The 19758-nt window shown below is 68.1% G+C and carries 17 protein-coding genes; 10 read left to right on the top strand and 7 right to left on the bottom strand.

All coding sequences use genetic code 11. The features are described from left to right. Window positions 1-711: 711 nt before the first annotated feature. The gene (locus tag HAV18_RS03630; RefSeq protein ID WP_166952887.1) at window positions 712-2361 is read right to left on the bottom strand and encodes an IclR family transcriptional regulator C-terminal domain-containing protein; all 1650 of its coding nucleotides are present in this window, start codon (window positions 2359-2361) and stop codon (window positions 712-714) included. Between the two features lie 177 nt (window positions 2362-2538). Between HAV18_RS03630 and HAV18_RS03625 the strand changes: the two genes are divergently transcribed. From HAV18_RS03625 to HAV18_RS03615, 3 genes are all read left to right on the top strand, one after another. Next, window positions 2539-3498, top strand: coding sequence for an MBL fold metallo-hydrolase (locus tag HAV18_RS03625; protein ID WP_166952884.1), 960 nt, complete (start codon window positions 2539-2541; stop codon window positions 3496-3498). Window positions 3499-3678: 180 nt separating this feature from the next. Next, window positions 3679-5028, top strand: coding sequence for an MFS transporter (locus HAV18_RS03620; protein WP_166952880.1), 1350 nt, complete (start codon window positions 3679-3681; stop codon window positions 5026-5028). An 87-nt stretch (window positions 5029-5115) separates the two neighbouring features. Next, entirely contained in the window at window positions 5116-6456 is a 1341-nt protein-coding gene (locus HAV18_RS03615; protein ID WP_166952877.1) for an MFS transporter, read from the top strand. Between the two features lie 21 nt (window positions 6457-6477). Here the strand turns inward: HAV18_RS03615 and HAV18_RS03610 are convergent, their stop codons facing one another. The 3 genes from HAV18_RS03610 to HAV18_RS03600 form a co-directional block, all read right to left on the bottom strand. Further along, window positions 6478-6774, bottom strand: a complete 297-nt coding sequence (locus tag HAV18_RS03610) for a hypothetical protein (RefSeq protein ID WP_166952874.1) — start codon at window positions 6772-6774, stop codon at window positions 6478-6480. Between the two features lie 208 nt (window positions 6775-6982). Then, window positions 6983-8791 carry a sensor domain-containing diguanylate cyclase gene (locus HAV18_RS03605; RefSeq protein WP_243771530.1) on the bottom strand — a complete coding sequence of 603 codons (1809 nt, stop codon included), beginning with the start codon at window positions 8789-8791 and terminating at the stop codon, window positions 6983-6985. A gap of 327 nt (window positions 8792-9118) precedes the next feature. Then, a complete protein-coding gene (locus tag HAV18_RS03600) occupies window positions 9119-9919 on the bottom strand; it encodes an SDR family oxidoreductase (RefSeq protein ID WP_166952871.1) in 801 nt (266 codons plus the stop codon). A 136-nt stretch (window positions 9920-10055) separates the two neighbouring features. Here HAV18_RS03600 and HAV18_RS03595 point away from each other — a divergent pair, with 136 nt between their 5' ends. Continuing rightward, window positions 10056-11027, top strand: a complete 972-nt coding sequence (locus tag HAV18_RS03595) for a GlxA family transcriptional regulator (protein WP_166952868.1) — start codon at window positions 10056-10058, stop codon at window positions 11025-11027. A 77-nt stretch (window positions 11028-11104) separates the two neighbouring features. Next, the gene (locus HAV18_RS03590; RefSeq protein WP_166952865.1) at window positions 11105-12253 is read left to right on the top strand and encodes an epoxide hydrolase family protein; all 1149 of its coding nucleotides are present in this window, start codon (window positions 11105-11107) and stop codon (window positions 12251-12253) included. Between the two features lie 103 nt (window positions 12254-12356). On the opposite strand, the gene HAV18_RS03585 is transcribed toward HAV18_RS03590, so the two are convergent. After that, window positions 12357-12848 carry a 2,4'-dihydroxyacetophenone dioxygenase family protein gene (locus HAV18_RS03585; protein WP_166952862.1) on the bottom strand — a complete coding sequence of 164 codons (492 nt, stop codon included), beginning with the start codon at window positions 12846-12848 and terminating at the stop codon, window positions 12357-12359. Window positions 12849-13016: 168 nt separating this feature from the next. On the opposite strand from HAV18_RS03585, the gene HAV18_RS03580 reads away from it, so the two are divergent. Genes HAV18_RS03580 through HAV18_RS03570 form a run of 3 tightly spaced genes read left to right on the top strand, consistent with a single transcriptional unit; the run spans window position 13017 to window position 15113 of the window. Continuing rightward, complete coding sequence (locus HAV18_RS03580; RefSeq protein WP_166952858.1) at window positions 13017-13487, top strand: MarR family winged helix-turn-helix transcriptional regulator; 471 nt, start codon at window positions 13017-13019, stop codon at window positions 13485-13487. Between the two features lie 37 nt (window positions 13488-13524). Then, on the top strand, window positions 13525-13860 hold the full coding sequence (locus HAV18_RS03575; RefSeq protein WP_166952855.1) for a hypothetical protein: 336 nt from the start codon (window positions 13525-13527) through the stop codon (window positions 13858-13860). After that, window positions 13857-15113: an MFS transporter gene (locus tag HAV18_RS03570; protein ID WP_166952852.1), complete on the top strand. Its 1257-nt coding sequence runs from the start codon at window positions 13857-13859 to the stop codon at window positions 15111-15113. Before HAV18_RS03575 ends, HAV18_RS03570 begins: the two co-directional genes overlap by 4 nt. Before the next feature lie 109 nt (window positions 15114-15222). Here the strand turns inward: HAV18_RS03570 and HAV18_RS03565 are convergent, their stop codons facing one another. Next, window positions 15223-16176 (bottom strand): LysR family transcriptional regulator, encoded by a 954-nt coding sequence (locus HAV18_RS03565; protein WP_166952849.1) that lies wholly within the window; start codon window positions 16174-16176, stop codon window positions 15223-15225. A gap of 105 nt (window positions 16177-16281) precedes the next feature. Between HAV18_RS03565 and HAV18_RS03560 the strand changes: the two genes are divergently transcribed. Both HAV18_RS03560 and HAV18_RS03555 read left to right on the top strand, forming a co-directional pair. Then, a complete protein-coding gene (locus HAV18_RS03560) occupies window positions 16282-17637 on the top strand; it encodes an aspartate aminotransferase family protein (protein WP_166952844.1) in 1356 nt (451 codons plus the stop codon). Between the two features lie 49 nt (window positions 17638-17686). Next, the gene (locus HAV18_RS03555) at window positions 17687-19204 is read left to right on the top strand and encodes a CoA-acylating methylmalonate-semialdehyde dehydrogenase (protein ID WP_166952841.1); all 1518 of its coding nucleotides are present in this window, start codon (window positions 17687-17689) and stop codon (window positions 19202-19204) included. Window positions 19205-19350: 146 nt separating this feature from the next. Here the strand turns inward: HAV18_RS03555 and HAV18_RS03550 are convergent, their stop codons facing one another. After that, window positions 19351-19725 carry a hypothetical protein gene (locus HAV18_RS03550; protein WP_166952838.1) on the bottom strand — a complete coding sequence of 125 codons (375 nt, stop codon included), beginning with the start codon at window positions 19723-19725 and terminating at the stop codon, window positions 19351-19353. Window positions 19726-19758: the final 33 nt, after the last annotated feature.

The following is a 19758-nucleotide window of genomic DNA, read 5'->3' as shown; positions in this document are numbered from 1 at the left end:
CCGTGACGATCCGGCGTAAGCGTGTGCTTGCTGGATAACGGCTGCCCGCCCGGGCAACCGTCAGACAAAACCGCGCCGATGCCGAATCGATATCGATTCGATGCCGATTGTCGCCGGCATCGGCTTTAAAGCGACTTCGACACGCTCCCGACGCAGGGAGCGCATTCAACCGGAACAACGCCGGCCGGGTTCCACGTTGCTCGCCTCACCAGACGTTGCCCGGCGCCGCGGCCTCGTGGCGCGCTTCCGGGCAAGCGGATCAGGCACTGCATCGTGCCGCCGGCTGGCGGGTGGTCACGCCATTTAGTGCGGCAGACGTGCGTGTGCTTCAGCGATGACTTCGCAGGTCTCGAGGTGGAGTGCCCAAGCTTCTGCAATCAGCTCGCCCATACGTGCGAGCCAGCCAGCGGATTCGGTGGAACGGTCGGAGATGTTAGACGTTTGCATGACGAAGCCCCGTATAGGTGGCGAGTTAGGGATAACCCTAATCATAGCGAAACACCTCCGCTTTGTGAAATGCGATTTCGTTATATGAGAATTACTGACAATTTGTGTTGCTGCTTCGCAACATGAATATCGGGCGTCTTTGCGTGGCGCATCGGCGTGGCCCACCGGCGCGGTGAGGCCGTGCCTGCACGGCCTCGCATGGAAGCAGAACCAGGAGCGGGAATTCGGGCAGCGGGGAGGATGGCGGAAGCGGCGGGCGGCGGCTTACCGGCCGATCCACCCGAACCGCCACGACAGCCGCCGCGTCGCGGCGAGCAACGCCTGCGCGAGATCGCTGTCCGGCCCGCGCGGAAAGCCGCGCGACGAACCGATGATCGCGATCACGAGCCGGATGCTGCCGGTGTGATCGAACACGGGCGCGGCGACCGTCCCGATGCCCGGCACCGGCGCGTCGAACGCGAAATCGAGCGCGTCCGCGCGGATCGTCGCGAGCCGCGCGCGGAACACGTCGTCGGCCGGCGTGGCGATGCGGCCCGCGAGGCGCACGGGTTCGTCGGCGAGCAGGTCGGCCAGCACGTCGTCGGACATGCCGGCTGCGAAGATCCGTCCGATCGCCGTATTGACGAGCGACATCACGGTGCCGACCTGAAGGCTCACGTGCTGCGGCCGCGCCGATTCCTCGAGGCGGATCACTGTCGGGCCGAGCGGGCCGAGCGTCGCGGCCGCCACGCTCATGTCGGTCGCGCCGGCCAGCGCGACGATCTCGGCTTCCGCGTCGCGGGTCGGCGACACGCGCTGCATTGCGATCAGGCCGAGCGCCTGCCCGAGCGGGCCGCCGCCGAAGCAGCCCGCGTCGTCGCGGCTCAGCAGGCCGATCTTCTGCAGGCTGACGAGGTGTGGAAAGGCCTTCGCGGCCGGCATGCCGGCCGCTGCCGCGAGATCGCGCAGCGCCAGCGCGCGGCCCGCCGACACCAGCGCGAGCAGCAGCTCGCCGGTGCTGTCGAGCGCATTGATCCCGCGCTGCGCCTTCGCATCGTCGGCCAGCGCGGGCGGCACGTGCGGGGCGACCGGGGCCGGGCCGGATGCGGGCGGCGGTGCGTCGTGCGCCGCGTCGAGCGACGCGCTCGCCTGCCGTGCCGCGTCGCGCAGTGCCGCCGCGATCGGGCCGTCCCAGGCGACATCGATCGAGCCCGGCGAACCGATCACCGTCAACGCGAGTTGCAGCTTGCCCGCCGCGTCGAACACCGGCACGCACATCGCGCTGACGCCGGGGCTCGGCAGGTCGACGCCGCGCTCGATCCCGCGTGCGCGGATCGCATCGAGTTCGGCCTGCGGCACGCCGGTATCGGGCACCGGCTGCTCGGCGCCCGCCAGCGTATCGCCCGCGCCGGCCTGGCTGGCCGCCATCGCGTCGAGTTGCGCGGGGTCGCCGAACGCGCGGAACACACGGCCGGTGGCCGTCGTGTCGAGCGACATTACCGAGCCGACGTGCAGGTTCACGTGCAGCGGATAGCCGCCGTGCTCGATGCGCACGATCGTCGGCCCGAGCGCGCCGGGCACCGACAGCGCAACGCTCAGGCCGACCGCCTCCGCGAGCCGCGCTGCATGCGGCAGCGCCGCGCGATAGGCCGGCTGGCGCTCGATCGACATCAGCCCGAGCCGCAGCGACAACGGGCCCGGCTCGTAGTTGCCGGTGATCGCGTCGCGCTTCACGAGCGCGTGCCGCGTCAGGCTGACGAGATAGGTGTGCGCCTGCGCGGTCGACAGGTCGGCCGCCGCGGCCAGCTCGGACAGCCCGAGCGGCTTGCGCCGGCGCGCGAGCGCGTCGAGCAGCCGGCCGCCGACCTCGACGCTCTGGATCCCGCGCTGCGCCTTGGGCGGCGCGTCGTCTGCGCTGACTTCGTGGTTCTGCACGCGATGATTCTTCCGTTGACGAAACCCCGCATGGTATCCGACGCCATTTATCGCGCCAGCCCGCAGGTTTACCCGTATTAAACAATAGCAAGCGACTTTGTCATTGACAAATATTTGGCGCGGGAAGATGATCCGCTCACTCCCCTCAACACATGGCTCGCAGCCACGGAACGCAACATGGCCAAAGCATTCGCCTCCCAAGCCGATCTGGAAGAGAAGAAAGTCACCTGGACGAAGCTGTCCGAGAACGCGTACGCGTACACCGCCGAAGGCGACCCGAACTCGGGCGTGATCATCGGCGACGACAGCGTGCTGATCGTCGACACGACCGCGACGCCCGCGATGGCGCAGGACCTGATCGCGAAGATCCGCAGCGTGACCGACAAGCCGATCAAGCACGTCGTGCTGTCGCACTACCACGCGGTGCGCGTGCTCGGCGCGTCCGCGTATTTCGACGAAGGTGCGCAGCACGTGATCGCGAGCCGTGGCACGTACGAGATGATCGTCGAGCGCGGCGAGGCCGACATGAAGTCGGAGATCGAGCGTTTCCCGCGCCTGTTCGCCGGTGTCGAGACGGTGCCCGGCCTGACCTGGCCGACGCTCGTGTTCGAGCGCGAGATCACGCTGTTCCTCGGCAAGCTCGAAGTGAAGATCATGCACGTCGGCTCGGGCCACACGAAGGGCGACACGATCGTCTGGTTGCCGTCGCAGAAAGTGCTGTTCTCGGGCGACCTCGTCGAATACGACGCTGCGTGCTACTGCGGCGACGCCCAGCTCGAGCAGTGGCCGGCCACGCTCGAGGCGCTTCGCGCGCTGAACGCCGAGAAGCTCGTGCCGGGCCGTGGCCCCGCGCTGCTGAACCCGGCCGAAGTGAACAAGGGCCTCGACTACACGAAGGATTTCGTCACGACGCTGCTCGCGCAGGGCCGCAAGGCCGTCGAGCAGAAGCTCGACCTGAAGGCGTCGATGGCGCTCACGCGTGAAGCGATGGACCCGAAGTTCGGCCACGTGTTCATCTACGAGCACTGCCTGCCGTTCGACGTGTCGCGCGCGTTCGACGAAGCGAGCGGCATCACGCATCCGCGCATCTGGACGGCACAGCGCGACAAGGAAATGTGGGCCGCGCTGCAGGACTGAGCGGCTTGCGCAGGCGGGGTGTCCGACAGGGCGCCCCGCCTTTTTTCTGAAGCGGCGACCGGCCGCGGCGTTCCGCCGTCTTTCCGTCTGCCGTCATCCGAGCTCACAAGAAAGCAGGGCGCACGTACGCCCTGGGAGACGGCTGCGCGCCCGAATCGCGCAGCCTGTTTGGAGAGAGACATGCCCCAATCGCTTCCTGCCGAAGCGACGCTCGCGCACGCGAGCGCTTCGGCTGCCGTATCCGCCGCCACGGACGACGCGCTGCTGTTCCGCAAGATTGCATGGCGGATCGTGCCGTTCCTGTTCCTCTGCTACGTCGTATCGTTCCTCGACCGCATCAACATCGGCTTCGCGCAGTTGCAGATGAAGCACGACCTCGGCTTCAGCGACGCGATGTACGGCCTCGGCGCCGCGGTGTTCTACGTCGGCTACGTGTTCTGTGAAGTGCCGAGCAACCTGCTGCTCGCGCGTTTCGGCGCGCGCCGCACCTTCACGCGGATCATGTTGCTGTGGGGCATCGCGTCGACCGGGATGATGTTCGTGTCGCAGCCGTCGCATTTCTATGTGCTGCGGTTCCTGCTCGGCGTGTTCGAAGCGGGCTTCTTCCCCGGCATCGTGCTGTACCTCACCTACTGGTTCCCCGCGAACCGGCGCGCGGCCGCGATCTCGGTGTTCTTCGCGGGCGTCGCTGTGGCCGGCGTGCTCGGTGGCCTGATGTCGGGCTGGATCATGCGCGACATGAGCGGCGTGCTGGGCCTGCACGGCTGGCAGTGGATGTTCGCGATCGAAGGCGCGCCGGCGATCCTGCTCGCGTTCGTCGCGTTCACGCGGCTGGTCGACCGGCCGCAGGACGCCGCGTGGCTCACGTCCGATGAAAAGGCGCGGGTCGCCGCGCTGTGCGCCGAGGGCCGCAGCCACGGCAACGCGCACGACACGCGCAGCCTCCGGGCCGCGCTCGCGAACCCGCGCGTGTACCTGTTCGCGTTCATCTATTTCTCGCTGACCTGCGCGTCGCTGACGCTCAACTTCTGGATGCCGCTGATGATCCGCGACTTCGGCGTGACCGACGTCGTGGCCGTGAGCCTGTACACGGTCGTGCCGAACGCGGTCGGCGCGGTGGGGCTGATCCTGATCGCGCGCCGTTCGGACCGGACCGGCGAGCGCCGCAAGCACTTCGCGTGCTGCACGATCGGCGGCGGGCTCGCGCTCGCGGCGCTGACGCTGCACCTGCACAGCTTCGCGGCGATGCTCGCGTGCCTGTCGATCGCGGCGACGCTGATCTTCGCCGCGCTGCCGATCTTCTGGGCCGTGCCGACCCGTTACCTGTCGGGCAACGCGGCCGCGGCCGGGATCGCGCTGATCAGCAGCATCGGGATCACGAGCGGCATCGTCAGCCCGTGGGTGATCGGGATGATCCGCACGCGCACCGGCAGCATGGATCTCGCCGTGTATCTGCTGGCCGCGCTGCTGGTGGCGAGCGGCGTCGCGCTGATGCTCGGCGTGAAACGCGAAGCCGCGCCGCACGACTGAGCGGGCAACGGCCGGTCGCTGCTCGCGGGCGGCGGCGACTGGCGCCACGTGTTCGCCCCGTACCCGAATCCATCGAGGAGACGATCGATGTCAGCCCCTCTTCAAGCCGACGCCGCGCGTGGCGTCGCGTCCGGCGCCGCTTCCACCGACGACGACGCGCTGTACCGGCGCATCGGCGCGCGGATCATCCCGTTCCTGTTCATCTGCTACATCGTGTCGATCCTCGATCGCAGCAACATCGGCTTCGCGCAGCTGCAGATGCGGCAGGATCTCGGCCTGACCGATGCGATGTACAGCCTCGGCGCGGTGCTGTTCTTCGTCGGCTACGTGCTGTTCGAGGTGCCGAGCAACGCGCTGCTGCGCCGCTTCGGTGCGCGTCGCACGTTCGCGCGGATCATGTTCCTGTGGGGCGCGGTGTCGGTCGCGATGATCACCGTCGACAGCGCGAAGCATTTCTACGTGCTGCGCTTCCTGCTCGGGCTGTTCGAGGCCGGGTTCTTTCCGGGCGTGGTGTTCTACCTGACGTACTGGTATCCGGCACGGCGACGCGCGTCGGTGCTGTCGATCTTCTACGCGGGCGTCGCGGTGGCCGGGATGGTCGGCGGGCTGCTGTCGGGCTGGCTGATGCGCGGGATGTCGGGCGTGCTCGGGCTGCACGGCTGGCAATGGATGTTCGCGATCGAGGGCGCGCCCGCGATCCTGCTCGGCGTGATCGCGTGGTTCTGGCTGTGCGATCGTCCCGAACAGGCGCACTGGCTATCCGACGCCGATCGCCAGCGGCTCGCGGCCGACCTGGCCGCCGACCGCGCCGGCACCGATACGCCGACGCCGCATTCGCTGCGTCAGGTGCTGGCCGAACCGCGCACGTACCTGTTCGCGTTCATCTATTTCTCGCTGACCACGGCGCTCCTGATGCTGCTGTTCTGGATGCCGCTGATGATCCGCGAATTCGGCATCCACGACGTCGTGCAGATCAGCCTGTTGTCGGTCGTGCCGAATGCGATCGGTGCGGCCGGACTGATCGCGATCGCGCGGCGCTCCGATCGCAAGCGCGAACGGCGCTGGCACTTCGCGGCATGTGCGTTCGGCGGCGCGGTGGCGCTCGTGCTGCTGACGCTGCACCTGCCGAGCATCGTCGCGATGATGGCGCTGTTGTCGATCGCGGCGATGCTGATCTTCGCCGCGCATCCGGTGTTCTGGGCCGTGCCGTCCGCGTATTTCTCGGGTGCCGGCGCGGCGGGCGGGATCGCGCTGATCAGCAGCATCGGCGTGTCGAGCGGCATGATCACCCCCTGGCTCGTCGGGCTGATCCGCACGCGAACCGGCAGCATGGATCCGGCGATGCTGATGATCGCGGCGCTGTTGGCCGCGTGTGCGGTCGCGATGCTGCTGGGCGTGCGGGCGGTGCCGCGTGCGGAGTCGGCGTGACGCCCGCGGCTACGGTGCGATTCAGTGGAAATACAGAAACAGCCCGGGCACGACCAGCAGGCCGTGCAGCACCAGCGCCCCGTAGATCATGCCGCCGCGCGCCTGCAGGTCGATCGACAGGCAGGCGACCGCCGCGATGACCCCGATGACCGAGATGCCTGCCGCCCAGAAGAGCGCGGTAATGAGCACGCGAACGCCGGTGTACGGATCTTCCATCGAATTGGCGAACCCGTAGCCGATCAGAAGCGCCAGCAGCTCGACGAGCGCGACGACGAGAAGACCTGACGCGATTCCCTTGGTGCGTTTGGCATTGTCCATGGCAAGTCGTGGTGAGTAGGGGCAGGGGCGCTAGCCTACACGATCGGTCCCGAATATGTCGCGCAACGGGGGCGGTGGGAAGTTGGAAGTGGGAACCCGGACGGCGGGTGGCGGACGCGGCACGCCCGATGCCCTACGCCCGATGCCCTACGCCCGATGCCTGATGCCTGATGCCTGATGCCCGTCGCCCGGCGCGAAATCGCGCCGGCTACGCCCGATACACCTCGATCCGGTTGCGGCCGCGCTCCTTCGCGAGATAGAGCGCCTTGTCGGCGCGCGACAGCGGCTGGTACGCGCCGAAGTCCGACGCCCGCATCGCGTCGATGCCGATGCTGACGGTCAGCGTGACCTGCTGGTCCTCGTGCATGAGCCGCGCCTCTATCGCGCGTCGCTGCACGCGCTGCGCGAATGCCAGCGCGGCGTCGAGATCCGCCCTCGGCAGCACGATCGCGAATTCCTCGCCGCCGACCCGGCCGACGATGCCGTCGGGCCCGGTTTCCGCGAGCAGCAGCCGCGCGAAATGCCGGAGCGCGCGATCGCCGACCGGGTGGCCCCAGCGGTCGTTCAGCGCCTTGAAGTGATCGAGATCGAGCATCAGCACCGCGGCGGCCAGGCCGGTCGTGCGCACGTTGCGCAGCGCGGCTTCGCTTTGCCGCATGAACGCGTGACGGTTCGACAGTTGCGTCAGGTGGTCGGTCGTGGCCATCCGGTGCAGTTCGGCCTCGATGTGCTTGCGGTCGGTCGCGTCGGTGATGAAGCCGTGCCACACGGTGCCGCCGTCGGCCATGCGCTGCGGGCGCGCATCGCCTTCGCGCCAGCGCAGGCCCTGGCCGGGCAGCAGCACGCGATACTCGAGCCGCCACGGCGTCAGTCGCACCGACGAGTCGTGCAGCGACTGCCGATAGGCGAGCAGGTCGGCCGGGTGGATCCGCGCCTCGACCGCCCCCGCGCTGCGGGCGATCTGCTCGGGCGTCAGTTCATAGATGTCGCTGACACCCGCGCTCGCGTATGAAAAGAAGCGGCGGCCGTCGGCCGTCTGACGCAGCTGGAACACGAGCCCGGGAACCTGGTCGGTGAGATCCGTGACGAGCGCGGCCGAGTCGCGCAACCGCGCGGCGAGCTCGCGCAGCGCGGTGATGTCCGTGGTCGTCCCGACCATCCGGAGCGCACGGCCGTAGACGTCGCGGGTAATCACCTTGCCGCGGCTGCAGATCCATTTGTATGTGCCGTCCTTGCAGCGGATACGGTGCTCGACTGCGTAGCAATCGGTGCGGTGTTCGAAGTGCGCGAGCATCGCGGCCTTTACGTCGTCGACGTCGTCCGGATGCAGTCGTTCGTACGCATCCTCGATCCGGGTGCTGAGCTCGTGCGGCGCGTAGCCGAGCATCGCCTTCCAGGCCGGCGAGTAGTGGATCTCGCCGGTTTCCACGTTGCGATCCCACACGCCGGTGCCGCTTTCGGTGAGCGCGAGCGTGGTTAGCGTGCTGTGCTCCTCGACGATGCCGAGCCGTTCGCGCAACGCGGTTGCTTCGATCGCGCGGGCAAGCGCGCTTGCAGCCAGCGTGGCGAGATCGTGCAGCAGCGCGCGTTGCGTGGTGTCGAGCGTGAAGCGCGCATCGCCGACGACGCACAGCATGCCGAGTGTCGCGCCATCGGGCGCGGCCAGTTCGCAGGCCGCGACGATGCGCAGCGCGTGAGGCGGGCCGTCGTCGTGTTGCCCGTTCGGGTTCGCGCCGGGCAGGGCGAACCGGGCCTCGGCAGCCGGGTCCGGCTCGGCCTGGGGCGGCAAGCAAGCAGCGGAAAGGGGCTCGGGCAGCGCGCCGTCGCTGGCGAGCACGCGTGGCACATCGGCTTCGGCGTGCGCAATGAACGCGCCGGCGGCACCGAAATGCGCCCGCGCGACACGGCAGACGGTGGCCAGTTCCGGCAGGGGCGGGAGCGCGGGCTGAAGGTTGGCCGAACCGCGCGCGGAGGCCGGCGCGTCGCCAGTCTCGGTGATGAACATACGGACCCGCATGGTCGAATTCCGCAACGGACGATTGCCCTCGTGATCGGACGAATGCCGGTCGAACGAGGTCGCTTGGGGACTGCAATCGCAGAGCTTACTGTTGCGCCGAATGCATGGCAAGTGAGCCGGAATCGTCAGTCGGTATGCGCTATTTGCGCTTGTCGGGAAAGAATTCGGTGCGTGTTTCCGCAGACGAATCCATCGATCGGCCCGTGCCCGGAAACGTGCCGCGGAATCCCGGATGACTGTCGGCGATTCGCCGCGTATCACCGTGTTCCGCAGCGCGTCCCGGGGTTCGAAGCGCTTGCTGCCTTCGACCCGCGGGATCTCGATGGGTCAGCGTGCCGTCGCGTAGCGCGGTGCGGGCGTATCGGCCGACAGGTGCGGGGCCATCGTGCGGCGCGCGGCCTCATAGGCGGCCCATTCGTCACCCGCATGCAGCGACGGGATCGTCACGAGCTCGCCGCGCTCGAAGCCGACCAGCGCCGCGTCGACCATGTCGGGCGCCGGCATCACGATTTCCTTCGGCAGATGCTCGAGCGGCAGGCCGCCCGTCTGCCAGAAATCGGTGGCGGTCGCGCCGGGCAGCACGGCCTGCACCTGCACGCCCTTGCCGGCGAGTTCGTGATGCAGCGACTGGCTGAACGCGAGCACGAACGCCTTCGTGCCGCCGTACACGCCGTTCAGCGTTTCCGGCGAGATCGCGACGATCGACGAGATATTGATCACCGCACCGCGGCCGCGGGCGACGAAGCCGGGCACGGCCGCATAGGTGAGGCGCGTGAGCGCGGTCACGTTCAGGTCGATCATCCGTGTCATTGCGTCGACGTCGCTGTCGAGCAGCGGCGCGTGCGTGCCGACGCCGGCATTGTTCACGAGCAGCGTGATGCTCGCATCCTGCTTCAGCTTCGCCTCGACGACGGCGAGTGCCGCGCGGTCGTTGAGGTCCGCGTCGACGATCTCGACGCTGCGCTGTGTGTCGTTCGTGATGCGCTCGGCGAGGGCGGCCAGCCGGTCGCGATTGCGCGCGACCAGGATCAGGTCGTAACCGCGGCGCGCGAGGCGGTCCGCGTAGACGGCGCCGATGCCCGACGAGGCGCCGGTAATGAGGGCGGTACCGAGGTGTGCTTGCGTCATGATGTGCTCCGTTTCGATGGGGTTGGCCGGATGGCGTGAAGCCATTCTGGCCTCGAATCGCTGCGACACAAATGACGTAGATGGGTATGATTCAGGACATCGGGACAACCCACTCGCCCGGGATGGGAGAACGCACATGCACCGCATCGGCTTTCTGATCAGCGACGGCTTCCAGATCATGGCGCTCGCCGCGCAGTCGGTGTTCGAGTACGCGAACATGGGGATGAGCGAGCCGTTCTACGTGATGGGCAACTATTCGGTCGACGGTGGCGACGTGCGTTCGTCGCTCGGGCTGCCGGTTGCCACGCACGCGCTGCGCGGGCGAATCGCCGTCGATACGTGGATCGTCGCGGGCGTCAACGATCCGGTCGCTTCGCCGGCGCCGGCCGGCGTCGTCACCTACCTGCGGCGAGCGAATGCGCGTGCGCGGCGGATTGCCGGCATCTGCACGGGTGCGTTCGTGCTGGCCGAGGCCGGGCTGCTCGCGCAGCGCCGCGCAACCACGCACTGGGCGTTCGGCCGCGACATGCAGCGGCAGTACCCGGAGATTCGCGTCGAGGAAGACCGGATCTACATCGTCGACGGTCCGATCTGGACGTCGGCCGGGATGACTGCCGGGCTGGACCTTGCGCTCGCGATGGTGGAAAAGGATCTGGGCGCCGATGCCGCGCGCTCGGTCGCGCACAAGCTCGTGATGCACCAGCGGCGGGCCGGCGGCCAGTCGCAGCATTCGGAAATGCTGGATCTCGCGCCGAAATCCGACCGCATCCAGAACGCGCTGAACTACGCGCGGCAGAATCTCGGCCGCGCGCTGACCGTCGAGGATCTCGCCGAAGCCGTGCACCTGAGCCCGCGCCAGTTCAGCCGCGTGTTCACGCTCGAAACGGGGCAGTCGCCCGCGAGGGCGATCGAGCGGCTGCGGCTGGAGTCTGCGCGACTGATGATCGAGCAGAGCCGCCATTCGCTCGACGTGATTGCGAAGGAAAACGGCTTTCGCGACCGGCGGCACATGCGCGAGGCGTTCGTGCGCGGGTTCGGCGTGCCGCCGCAGGCGGTGCGACGCGACGCACGGGCGGACGAGCGGTCGGGCGAGCGGGAAGCGGTCTGACGCGGGTGCGCGAGCCGTTCGGCGCGGGCCGGGAAAATCGCGCAGAATCTCGTCGACATGCTTTGCGAGGAGACACGATGCACGCCGCCCCGTTCGACATTGCGATTCCCGATCACGCGCTCGATGACCTGCGCCGGCGCCTGCGCGACATGCGCGTGCCGATGCTGACACCCGCAGGGCCGTGGCAGCAGGGCGTCGACGGCGCGTGGCTGCGCGAACTGACCGCGTACTGGGCCGAACGCTTCGACTGGCGAGCGGTGGAGCGCGCGCTGAACCGGCTGCCGCAATTCGTCGCGGACGCAGGCGGGCAGCGCGTGCATTTCATCCATCGGCGCGGCGTCGGGCCGAGGCCTTATCCGCTCGTCATCACACACGGCTGGCCGGGCTCCGTATTCGAATTCGACGCGCTGATCGATCGCCTCTGCGATCCGGCGGCATTCGGCGGCGATCCGGACGACGCGTTCGACGTCGTCGTGCCGTCACTGCCCGGCTTCCTGTTCTCGCCGGCGCCCGCGGCAGCCGGCATGTCGGCATTTCAGGTCGCCGACTGCTGGGCGGCGCTGATGTCCGGTCTCGGATATCGACGCTTCGGTGCGCAAGGCGGCGATCTCGGCGCAGGCGTGTCGATTGCGCTCGGCGCGCGGCATGCCGACGTGGTGGACGGCATCCATCTGAACTACTTGCCCGGCAGCTACGAGCCTCCGACCGACGCGGCTTCACCGCTGACCGGGGACGAACAGGCCTTCGTGACGCAGCGCGGCGAGTGGGCCGCACTGGAAGGCGGATACGCGCACGTGCATATGACGAAGCCGCACACGCTGGCCGTCGCGCTCAACGATTCGCCGGCCGGGCTGGCCGCGTGGATCGCCGAGAAATTCCGCGCGTGGAGCGATTGCGACGGCGACCTGGCGCGGCGGTTTTCGTACGACACGCTGCTGACCGGAATCTCGCTGTACTGGTTCACCGGCTGCATCGGCTCGTCCATGCAGATGTATTGGGAAAACCGGCTGCAGCCGATGCGCTTTGCGGCCGGGCAGCGCGTGGCGGTGCCCGTCGCGTTTGCGCGTTTTCCAAAGGAAATCAGCAGCCCGCCGCGTAGCTGGCTCGAACGGGTGTTCGACGTCGTGCAGTGGACCGACATGCCGAGCGGCGGCCATTTTGCGGCGATGGAAGAGCCGGATCTGCTGGCCGGCGATATCCGGCGATTTTTCCGGCGTTTTCGGTAACGCGCGGGCAGGCCGGGGAAGCTGCCGAAGTGCGTCGGCTGCCATCCGCGCATGAACGCGAGCCGGGCACCATGCGGATCGCGACGCGGCGATGCCGCCTGTCTTACCGCGTAACGAACGCCACGGCGTCGTCCGGCGCCGTGCGCGCATGCTTGCGCTGGCGCAGCAGCGCGACGCGGCAGTTCTCGCGTGCGGTCTCGCGGCCTTCGTCGTCGAGCAGCACCAGATCGCCGCGCATCACGTTGAGCGTGATTACGTCCTCCCCCGGCGCGCCGAGCGTTTCCGGCGTATGCACCGAGCCGGCCGGTTCGAGCACCGTCGAGCCGGCTTGCGCGATCCAGTCGTATTCGACGTAGCGCCACGCACCCTGCAGCGTATGGACGAATACCTCGCCGTCGTGGCGATGGCGCGGCAGCGTGCCGCCGGCTGGCATCTTCAGCAGCGCGGTCAGCGTGTCCTCGGCCGCATTGATATGCAGGTACTTGATCGCGAGCCCCGGCAGGTCGGCGCTCATCGGTAGCCACGGCAGCGATTCGCCGGGCAGGCACGAAATCGGCGGCAGGTCGGTGGAGAGCGGAGCGGGCGGCTGCGTCATGGCGGGAGGCGGAGCGGAAATGGGGAGCCCGCATTATCGCAGAGCCGGCTCGCGCGGCCGAACGGGACGTTTCTCAGCGGCTGGAGCACAGGCGAAGCGGCGATCCTTACAGCCTGAAATGTGCAGCTAAACTGTACAGTTTGACTGTATATCTGCTATCTTGAATTCATGAACACGCCATTGCCTCCCTCCGACGCGCTCCCCCTGGCCGGTCTCGCCGGCGAACTCCGCATCTCGGTCGGCAAGCTGGTGCGGCGGATGCGGGAGCAGATCCACCCGCACGACCTCACGTCATCGCAGAAGTCGGTGCTGTTGCGGCTCGACCGCGACGGCCCTGCGACCGTGTCGGCCCTCGCGCGCGCCGAAAGCGTGCGGCCGCAGTCGATGCGCGTGACGGTCGCGACGCTCGAGACGCTCGGCGCCGTCAGCGGCGAGCCCGATCCCTCCGACGGCCGGCAGACGCTGATCGCGCTCACGCCCGGTTTCCGCAAGGTGCTGCAGGCCAACCGCGCGGCCAAGGATGACTGGCTGTTCCGCGCGCTGCACGCGCAACTGTCGGCGGCAGAGCAGGCCGAGCTCGCGTCGGCCGTGAAGCTGCTGCAGCGGCTCGCCGAATTCCAGGAAACGGCGCGCCCTTGAACCGCATCGACCCGCTTGCCGAAAGGACCACCTGAACATGAACTTCCCGCATCTCGTGTCGTATTTCTTCGGCGGCGCGTTTCTCGCGAACGTCGTGCCGCATCTCGTCAGCGGGTTGCGCGGCGAGCCGTTCCAGACCCCGTTCGCGAATCCGCCCGGGCGTGGATTGTCGTCGTCCACCGTGAATGTCGTGTGGGGCGTCGTGAACCTCGTGATTGCTTATGTGCTGGTGTGCCGGGTCGGGGATTTCGACCTCCGGGTCACGGCTGATGCCGCGGCGCTCGGCCTCGGCATCCTCGCGCTCGGACTGTTCCTCGCGCGGCGCTTCGGCGAGCTGCACGGCGGCAACGAGCCCGACCGGGAGCGGCCATGAGCGTGCCGGCGGCGGGCGTGTTCCGTTCGCTTCGCAGTTTCAACTATCGGGTGTGGGCGATCGGATCGCTGGTGTCGAACATCGGCACCTGGGTCCAGCGCACCGCGCAGGACTGGCTCGTTCTCACGCAACTCACGCATCACGACGCATCGGCCGTCGGCACGGTGATGGCGTTGCAGTTCGGGCCGCAGCTCCTGCTGTTGCCGTGGACCGGCTACGCGGCCGATCGCTTCGACCAGCGCAAGCTGCTGATGGTGACGCAGGCGCTGATGGGCGTGCTGGCGCTGGTGCTCGGCGCGCTGACGGTCACGGGCGTCGCGCGGCTCGAGCATGTCTACGTGTTCGCGTTCCTGTTCGGCTGCGCGGCGGCGTTCGACGCGCCCGTGCGGCAGACCTTCGTCGCGGAACTGGTCGGCGATCGCGAACTCGCGAACGCGGTCGCGCTCAATTCGACGTCGTTCAACGCCGCGCGGATGATCGGCCCGGCGGCGGCCGGTTTCATGATCGCGTCGGTCGGCACGGGCTGGGCGTTTGTCGCCAACGGGCTCAGTTTCTTCGCGGTGCTCGTCTCGCTGCGGCTGCTCCGCGAAGACGAACTGCGTCCGAACCTGCGGGCGGGCCGCTCGCGCGGCGGCTTGCTCGACGGGTTTCGCTATGTGTGGCGGCGCGACGACCTGAAGGCGATCCTCGTGATGCTGTTCCTGATCGGCACGTTCGGGCTCAATTTCCAGCTGTTCATCTCGACGATGGCGGCCAGCGTGTTCCACGTCGATGCGCGCGGCTTCGGCGTGCTGTCGTCGATGATGGCCGTCGGCACGGTGTCCGGCGCGCTGCTTGCGGCACGCCGCGAGCAGCCGCGTTTCCGGCACCTGTGGTTCGGCGCGGCGCTGTTCGGGCTCGGCTGCACGCTCGCCGCGCTGGCGCCGGGCTATTGGCTGTTCGCCGCCGCGCTCGTGTTGACCGGGATTGCCGCGATCACCTTCATGAACTCGACCAACAGCCTGATGCAGCTGTCCACCGAGCCGGCGATGCGCGGCCGCGTGATGGCGCTGCGCCTCGCGGTCGCGCTCGGCGGCACGCCGATCGGCGCGCCGGTCGCGGGCTGGGTTGCAAACCATCTCGGCCCGCGCTGGGCGCTCGGCGTCGGCGCGATGTCCGGTTTTGCCGCAGCGCTCGTCGCGACGCATTTCGTGAAGCGCAGCCGCGCGCAAGCGCAAGCCGACCGCGCGCTCGACCGATACGACGGCGTGTGACCGGGGGCCGGGCGGGGCGCTGGTGTAGCCGCTGTACTTGTCCGTCCCGCAACCGCCGCACGCTGCCGCACCGCGCGCGGCCGGAAGCCGGACTCTTCGCGTGAATCGACTACACGGCCGGCCGCGCCGCCGTCGCATGCGCGGCTTCCAGACACGACTGGAACAGCAGCGCGGCCCGCGACGGCCGCGGCGAACGCCGCAGCAGGCTCACGAACCGGCACCGGTAATTGAACCGGTGCGGCGCGATCGGCTGCATCAGCCCCTTGTTTTCGAAACTTTCCGCGTAATGGTCGGGCAGGAAGCCGAGATAGCGGCCGGACAGGATAAGCGTCGCGATCGACTCCTGGTCCGATGCGGTCGCGCTGCGCGTGAGCTTCGCGCGATGGCTCAGTTCCATGTTCGGCGAATGAAAGCCGAGCCCCGCGAACGCGTGGTTGCGGATCGTCGTCCACGTGAGCTTGCCGTGCGGCGCGTCGTACAGCGGATGCTGGCGGCCGCAGTAGAGCAGCATCCGCTCGTCGAACAACTCCGAATACACGAGGCTGCCGGAGTTGCGGTGCGCGGGAATGATCCCGACCTGATAGCTGCCGTCGATGATCCCGCGCTCGACCTCGTTGATCGATGCCACATGCAGGTTCAGCGCGACGTCGGGGGCTTCGTCGGCGAACTGGCGGATCGCGTCGCCAAGGCGCGCGTTCGCGTTGGTGGCCGTCTTGTCGAACACCGCGATGTGCAATTCGCCGCCCATCCGGTCGTGAATGCCGTCTATCCTGCTTCTAAATGCTTCCATCGACGCGAGCAGCCGCAACGTCTCCTCATACACCGTCTGGCCCTCGGGCGTCAGCGTGAAGCCCGCGCGGCCGCGCCGGCACAGCACGAGGCCGACGCGCGTTTCCAGGTCCTTCACGTGCCGGCTGATCGTCGAGATGCCGATATTCAGTTCCAGTTCGGCCGCCGCCATCCCGCCGCATTGCACGACGCCCTTGAAGACCCGCAGCAGGCGGAGATCCATGTCGCTGAGCTGCCCGAGCAGCGCGCGGCTCTTCGGTTTCTTTGCTTGCATAGTTGCGCAAGTGAACATTGATATTGCGATATTGAAGAGACTAATTGGCCTCCCGACAATGCGCAACATCATCACAAGAAGGAGGGGCGCTCCGCGCCGACCGACATGACCGACATCATCACCGCAGCGCAGGACGACACGAACCTCCGCACCGACGCCGCGTGGCTCGACGCGCACTGGATGCCGTTCACGGCCAACCGCCAGTTCAAGGCCGACCCGCGCATGATCGTGTCGGGCCAGGGTGCGTATTACACGGATGGCGAAGGCCGCAAGATCTTCGACGGCCTGTCCGGCCTCTGGTGCACGGGCCTCGGTCACGGCCGCACGGAAATCGTCGAAGCCGTGAGCCGCCAGGTCGCGCAGCTCGACTACGCGCCGGCGTTCCAGTTCGGTCATCCCAAATCGTTCGAGCTCGCCAACAAGATCAAGGAACTGACGCCGGCCGGCCTCGACTACGTGTTCTTCACGGGCTCGGGCTCGGAAGCGGCCGATACCTCGCTGAAGCTGGCCCGCGCGTACTGGCGCGCGAAGGGCAAGGGCACGAAGACGCGCCTGATCGGCCGCGAGAAGGGCTATCACGGCGTGAACTACGGCGGTATCTCGGTCGGCGGAATCGGGCCGAACCGCAAGCTGTTCGGCCAGGGCCTCGACGCCGACTTCCTGCCGCACACGCAACTCGCCGAGAACAAGTTCTCGCGCGGGATGCCCGAGCACGGCGCCGAGCTGGCCGACCGCCTGCTCGAGCTGATCGCGCTGCACGATGCATCGAACATCGCGGCCGTGATCGTCGAGCCGTTCTCCGGTTCGGCGGGCGTGGTCGTGCCGCCGAAGGGCTATCTGAAGCGCCTGCGCGACATCTGTACCGCGCACGACATCCTGCTGATTTTCGACGAAGTCATCACGGGCTTCGGCCGTGCCGGCGCGATGACGGGCGCCGACGCATTCGGCGTGGTGCCGGACATCCTGAACTTCGCGAAGCAGGTGACGAACGGCGTGCAGCCGCTCGGCGGCGTGATCGCGACGAAGGAAATCTACGACACCTTCATGGCCGCGGGCGGCCCCGAGTACATGCTCGAGTTCCCGCACGGCTACACGTATTCGGCGCATCCGGTGGCATGCGCGGCCGGCGTCGCGGCGCTCGACCTACTGGTGAAGGAAGACGCGGTGGCCCGCGTGCGCGATCTCGCACCGCATTTCGAGGCCGCGGTGCACGGGCTGAAGGGGCAGCGCCACATTGCGGACATCCGCAACTACGGGCTGGCTGCCGGCCTGACGATCGCGGCGCTGCCGGGCGAGCCGGCACGGCGCCCGTACGAGATCGCGATGCGCTGCTGGGCGAAGGGTTTCTACGTGCGCTACGGCGGCGACACGATCCAGCTGGCGCCCCCGTTCATCTCGGAGAAGCGCGAGATCGACAACCTGGTCAACGCGCTGTCCGACGCGCTGAACGAAGTGGACTGAGCCGCAGCTTGCCCTGAGCGATAACCGAATTCACGAAAGAGCCTCAACGATGAAACACGACAGCAATGTGACCTCCACCATCGGCCACCTGATCGACGGCAAGCGCGTCGACGGCGGCAGCCGCGTCCAGCCGGTATTCGACCCGGCCACCGGCGAATCGAACAAGAGCGTCGCGCTCGCCGACAAGCTGACCGTCGAGGCCGCGATCGCGTCCGCGCAGGCCGCGTTTCCGGCGTGGCGCAACACGCCGCCGCTGAAGCGTGCCCGCGTGATGAGCCGTTTCAAGACGCTGCTCGAGGAGCATGCCGACGAACTGTGCGCGCTGATCACGGCCGAGCACGGCAAGGTGCTGGCCGACGCGATGGGCGAACTGCAGCGCGGGATCGAGAACGTCGAATACGCGAGCTACGTGCCCGAACTGCTGAAGGGCGAGCACAGCAAGAACGTCGGCCCCGCGATCGATTCGTGGAGCGAGTTCCAGGCGCTCGGCGTGGCGGCCGGCATCACGCCGTTCAACTTCCCGGTGATGGTGCCGCTGTGGATGTGGCCGATGGCCGTCGCGTGCGGCAACACGTTCGTGCTGAAGCCGTCCGAGCGCACGCCGTCGTCGACGCTGCGCATGGCCGAGCTCGCGCTCGAAGCCGGCCTGCCGCCGGGCGTGCTGAACGTCGTGAACGGCGACAAGGAAGCGGTCGACACGCTGCTGACCGACCCGCGCGTGAAGGCCGTGAGCTTCGTCGGCTCGACGCCGATCGCCGAGTACATCTACTCGACCGGCTGCGCGCACGGCAAGCGCGTGCAGGCGCTCGGCGGCGCGAAGAACTTCGCGGTCGTGATGCCCGACGCCGACATCGGCAACGCGGTGAACGCGCTGATGGGCGCCGCATACGGCTCGTGCGGCGAACGCTGCATGGCGATTCCGCTGGTCGTCGCGATCGGCGACGAGACGGGCGACAGGGTCGTCGCGGGGCTGAAGGCCGAGATCGAGAAGATGAAGGTCGGCCCGGGCAACGGCGCGGGCGTCGACATGGGCCCGCTCGTCACGCAGCAGCATTTCGAGAAGGTGACGGGCTTCGTCGAAGCGGGCGTGGCGGCGGGCGCGACGCTCGTCGTCGACGGCCGCAGCGTGAAGGTCGACGGCCACGACGGCGGCTATTACCTCGGCCCGTGCCTGTTCGACAACGTGAAGCCCGGCATGCCGATCTACCAGCACGAGATCTTCGGGCCCGTGCTCGGCGTGATCCGCCTGAAGTCGCTCGACGAGGCGATGGCGCTGATCGACGCGCACGAGTACGGCAACGGCACGTGCCTGTTCACGCGCGACGGCGAGGCGGCGCGCTACTTCAGCGACAACATCCAGATCGGCATGGTCGGCATCAACGTGCCGCTGCCGGTGCCGGTGGCCTACCACTCGTTCGGCGGCTGGAAGCGTTCGCTGTTCGGCGACCTGCATGCGTACGGCCCGGACGCCGTGCGCTTCTACACGAAGCGCAAGACGATCACGCAGCGCTGGCCGTCGGCCGGCGTGCGCGAAGGGACTGTGTTCAGCTTCCCGTCGAACCGCTGACGCGCTGCCCGGTTGCATGCGTCGCCGGCCTGCCGGCGGACGATGCAACGCGGCCGGCGCGATCGTGAGCAGGCCCGCCCGGATCGACGATCCGGGCGGGCTTTTTTACGTCCGCGCGGCGTGCGCGGAAGACGGCGGAACGACGCCTACGGCGCGGCCACGTGCCACATGTCCTTGAAGTTGTCGCCGTTGCGATCGCCCTGTTTCATGTCCTTCGAGAAGAAGTACAGCGGCTTGCCCTTGTACGCCCATTGCGGGCTCCCGTCGTCGCGCTTGACGATCGTGTAGGGCCCGACCGGAACGTCGGTCGCACTGGCCTTGTAGGGCGGCCAGAAGGATTCGCATTGGCCCGTGCACGCGCTGGTGCCGGCGTTGGCCTTGTCCTTGTCGAACGTGTAGACGGTCATCCCGTTCGCGGCGACGAGCGAACCGTTTTCGACTTTCGTGATCGAGCCTTGAGCCGACGCCGAAGCGGATGCAATGGCGAGCAGGGCGGTGCTGACGAGCAGCGCGGCTTTCATGAGGGCCTCCTGTAATCCGGTGGGCGGCCGCGA

It is taken from the genome of Burkholderia sp. D-99, from assembly GCF_011605345.1.
Classification (GTDB): domain Bacteria; phylum Pseudomonadota; class Gammaproteobacteria; order Burkholderiales; family Burkholderiaceae; genus Burkholderia.
This window is presented reverse-complemented; position numbering and strand designations above follow the sequence as displayed.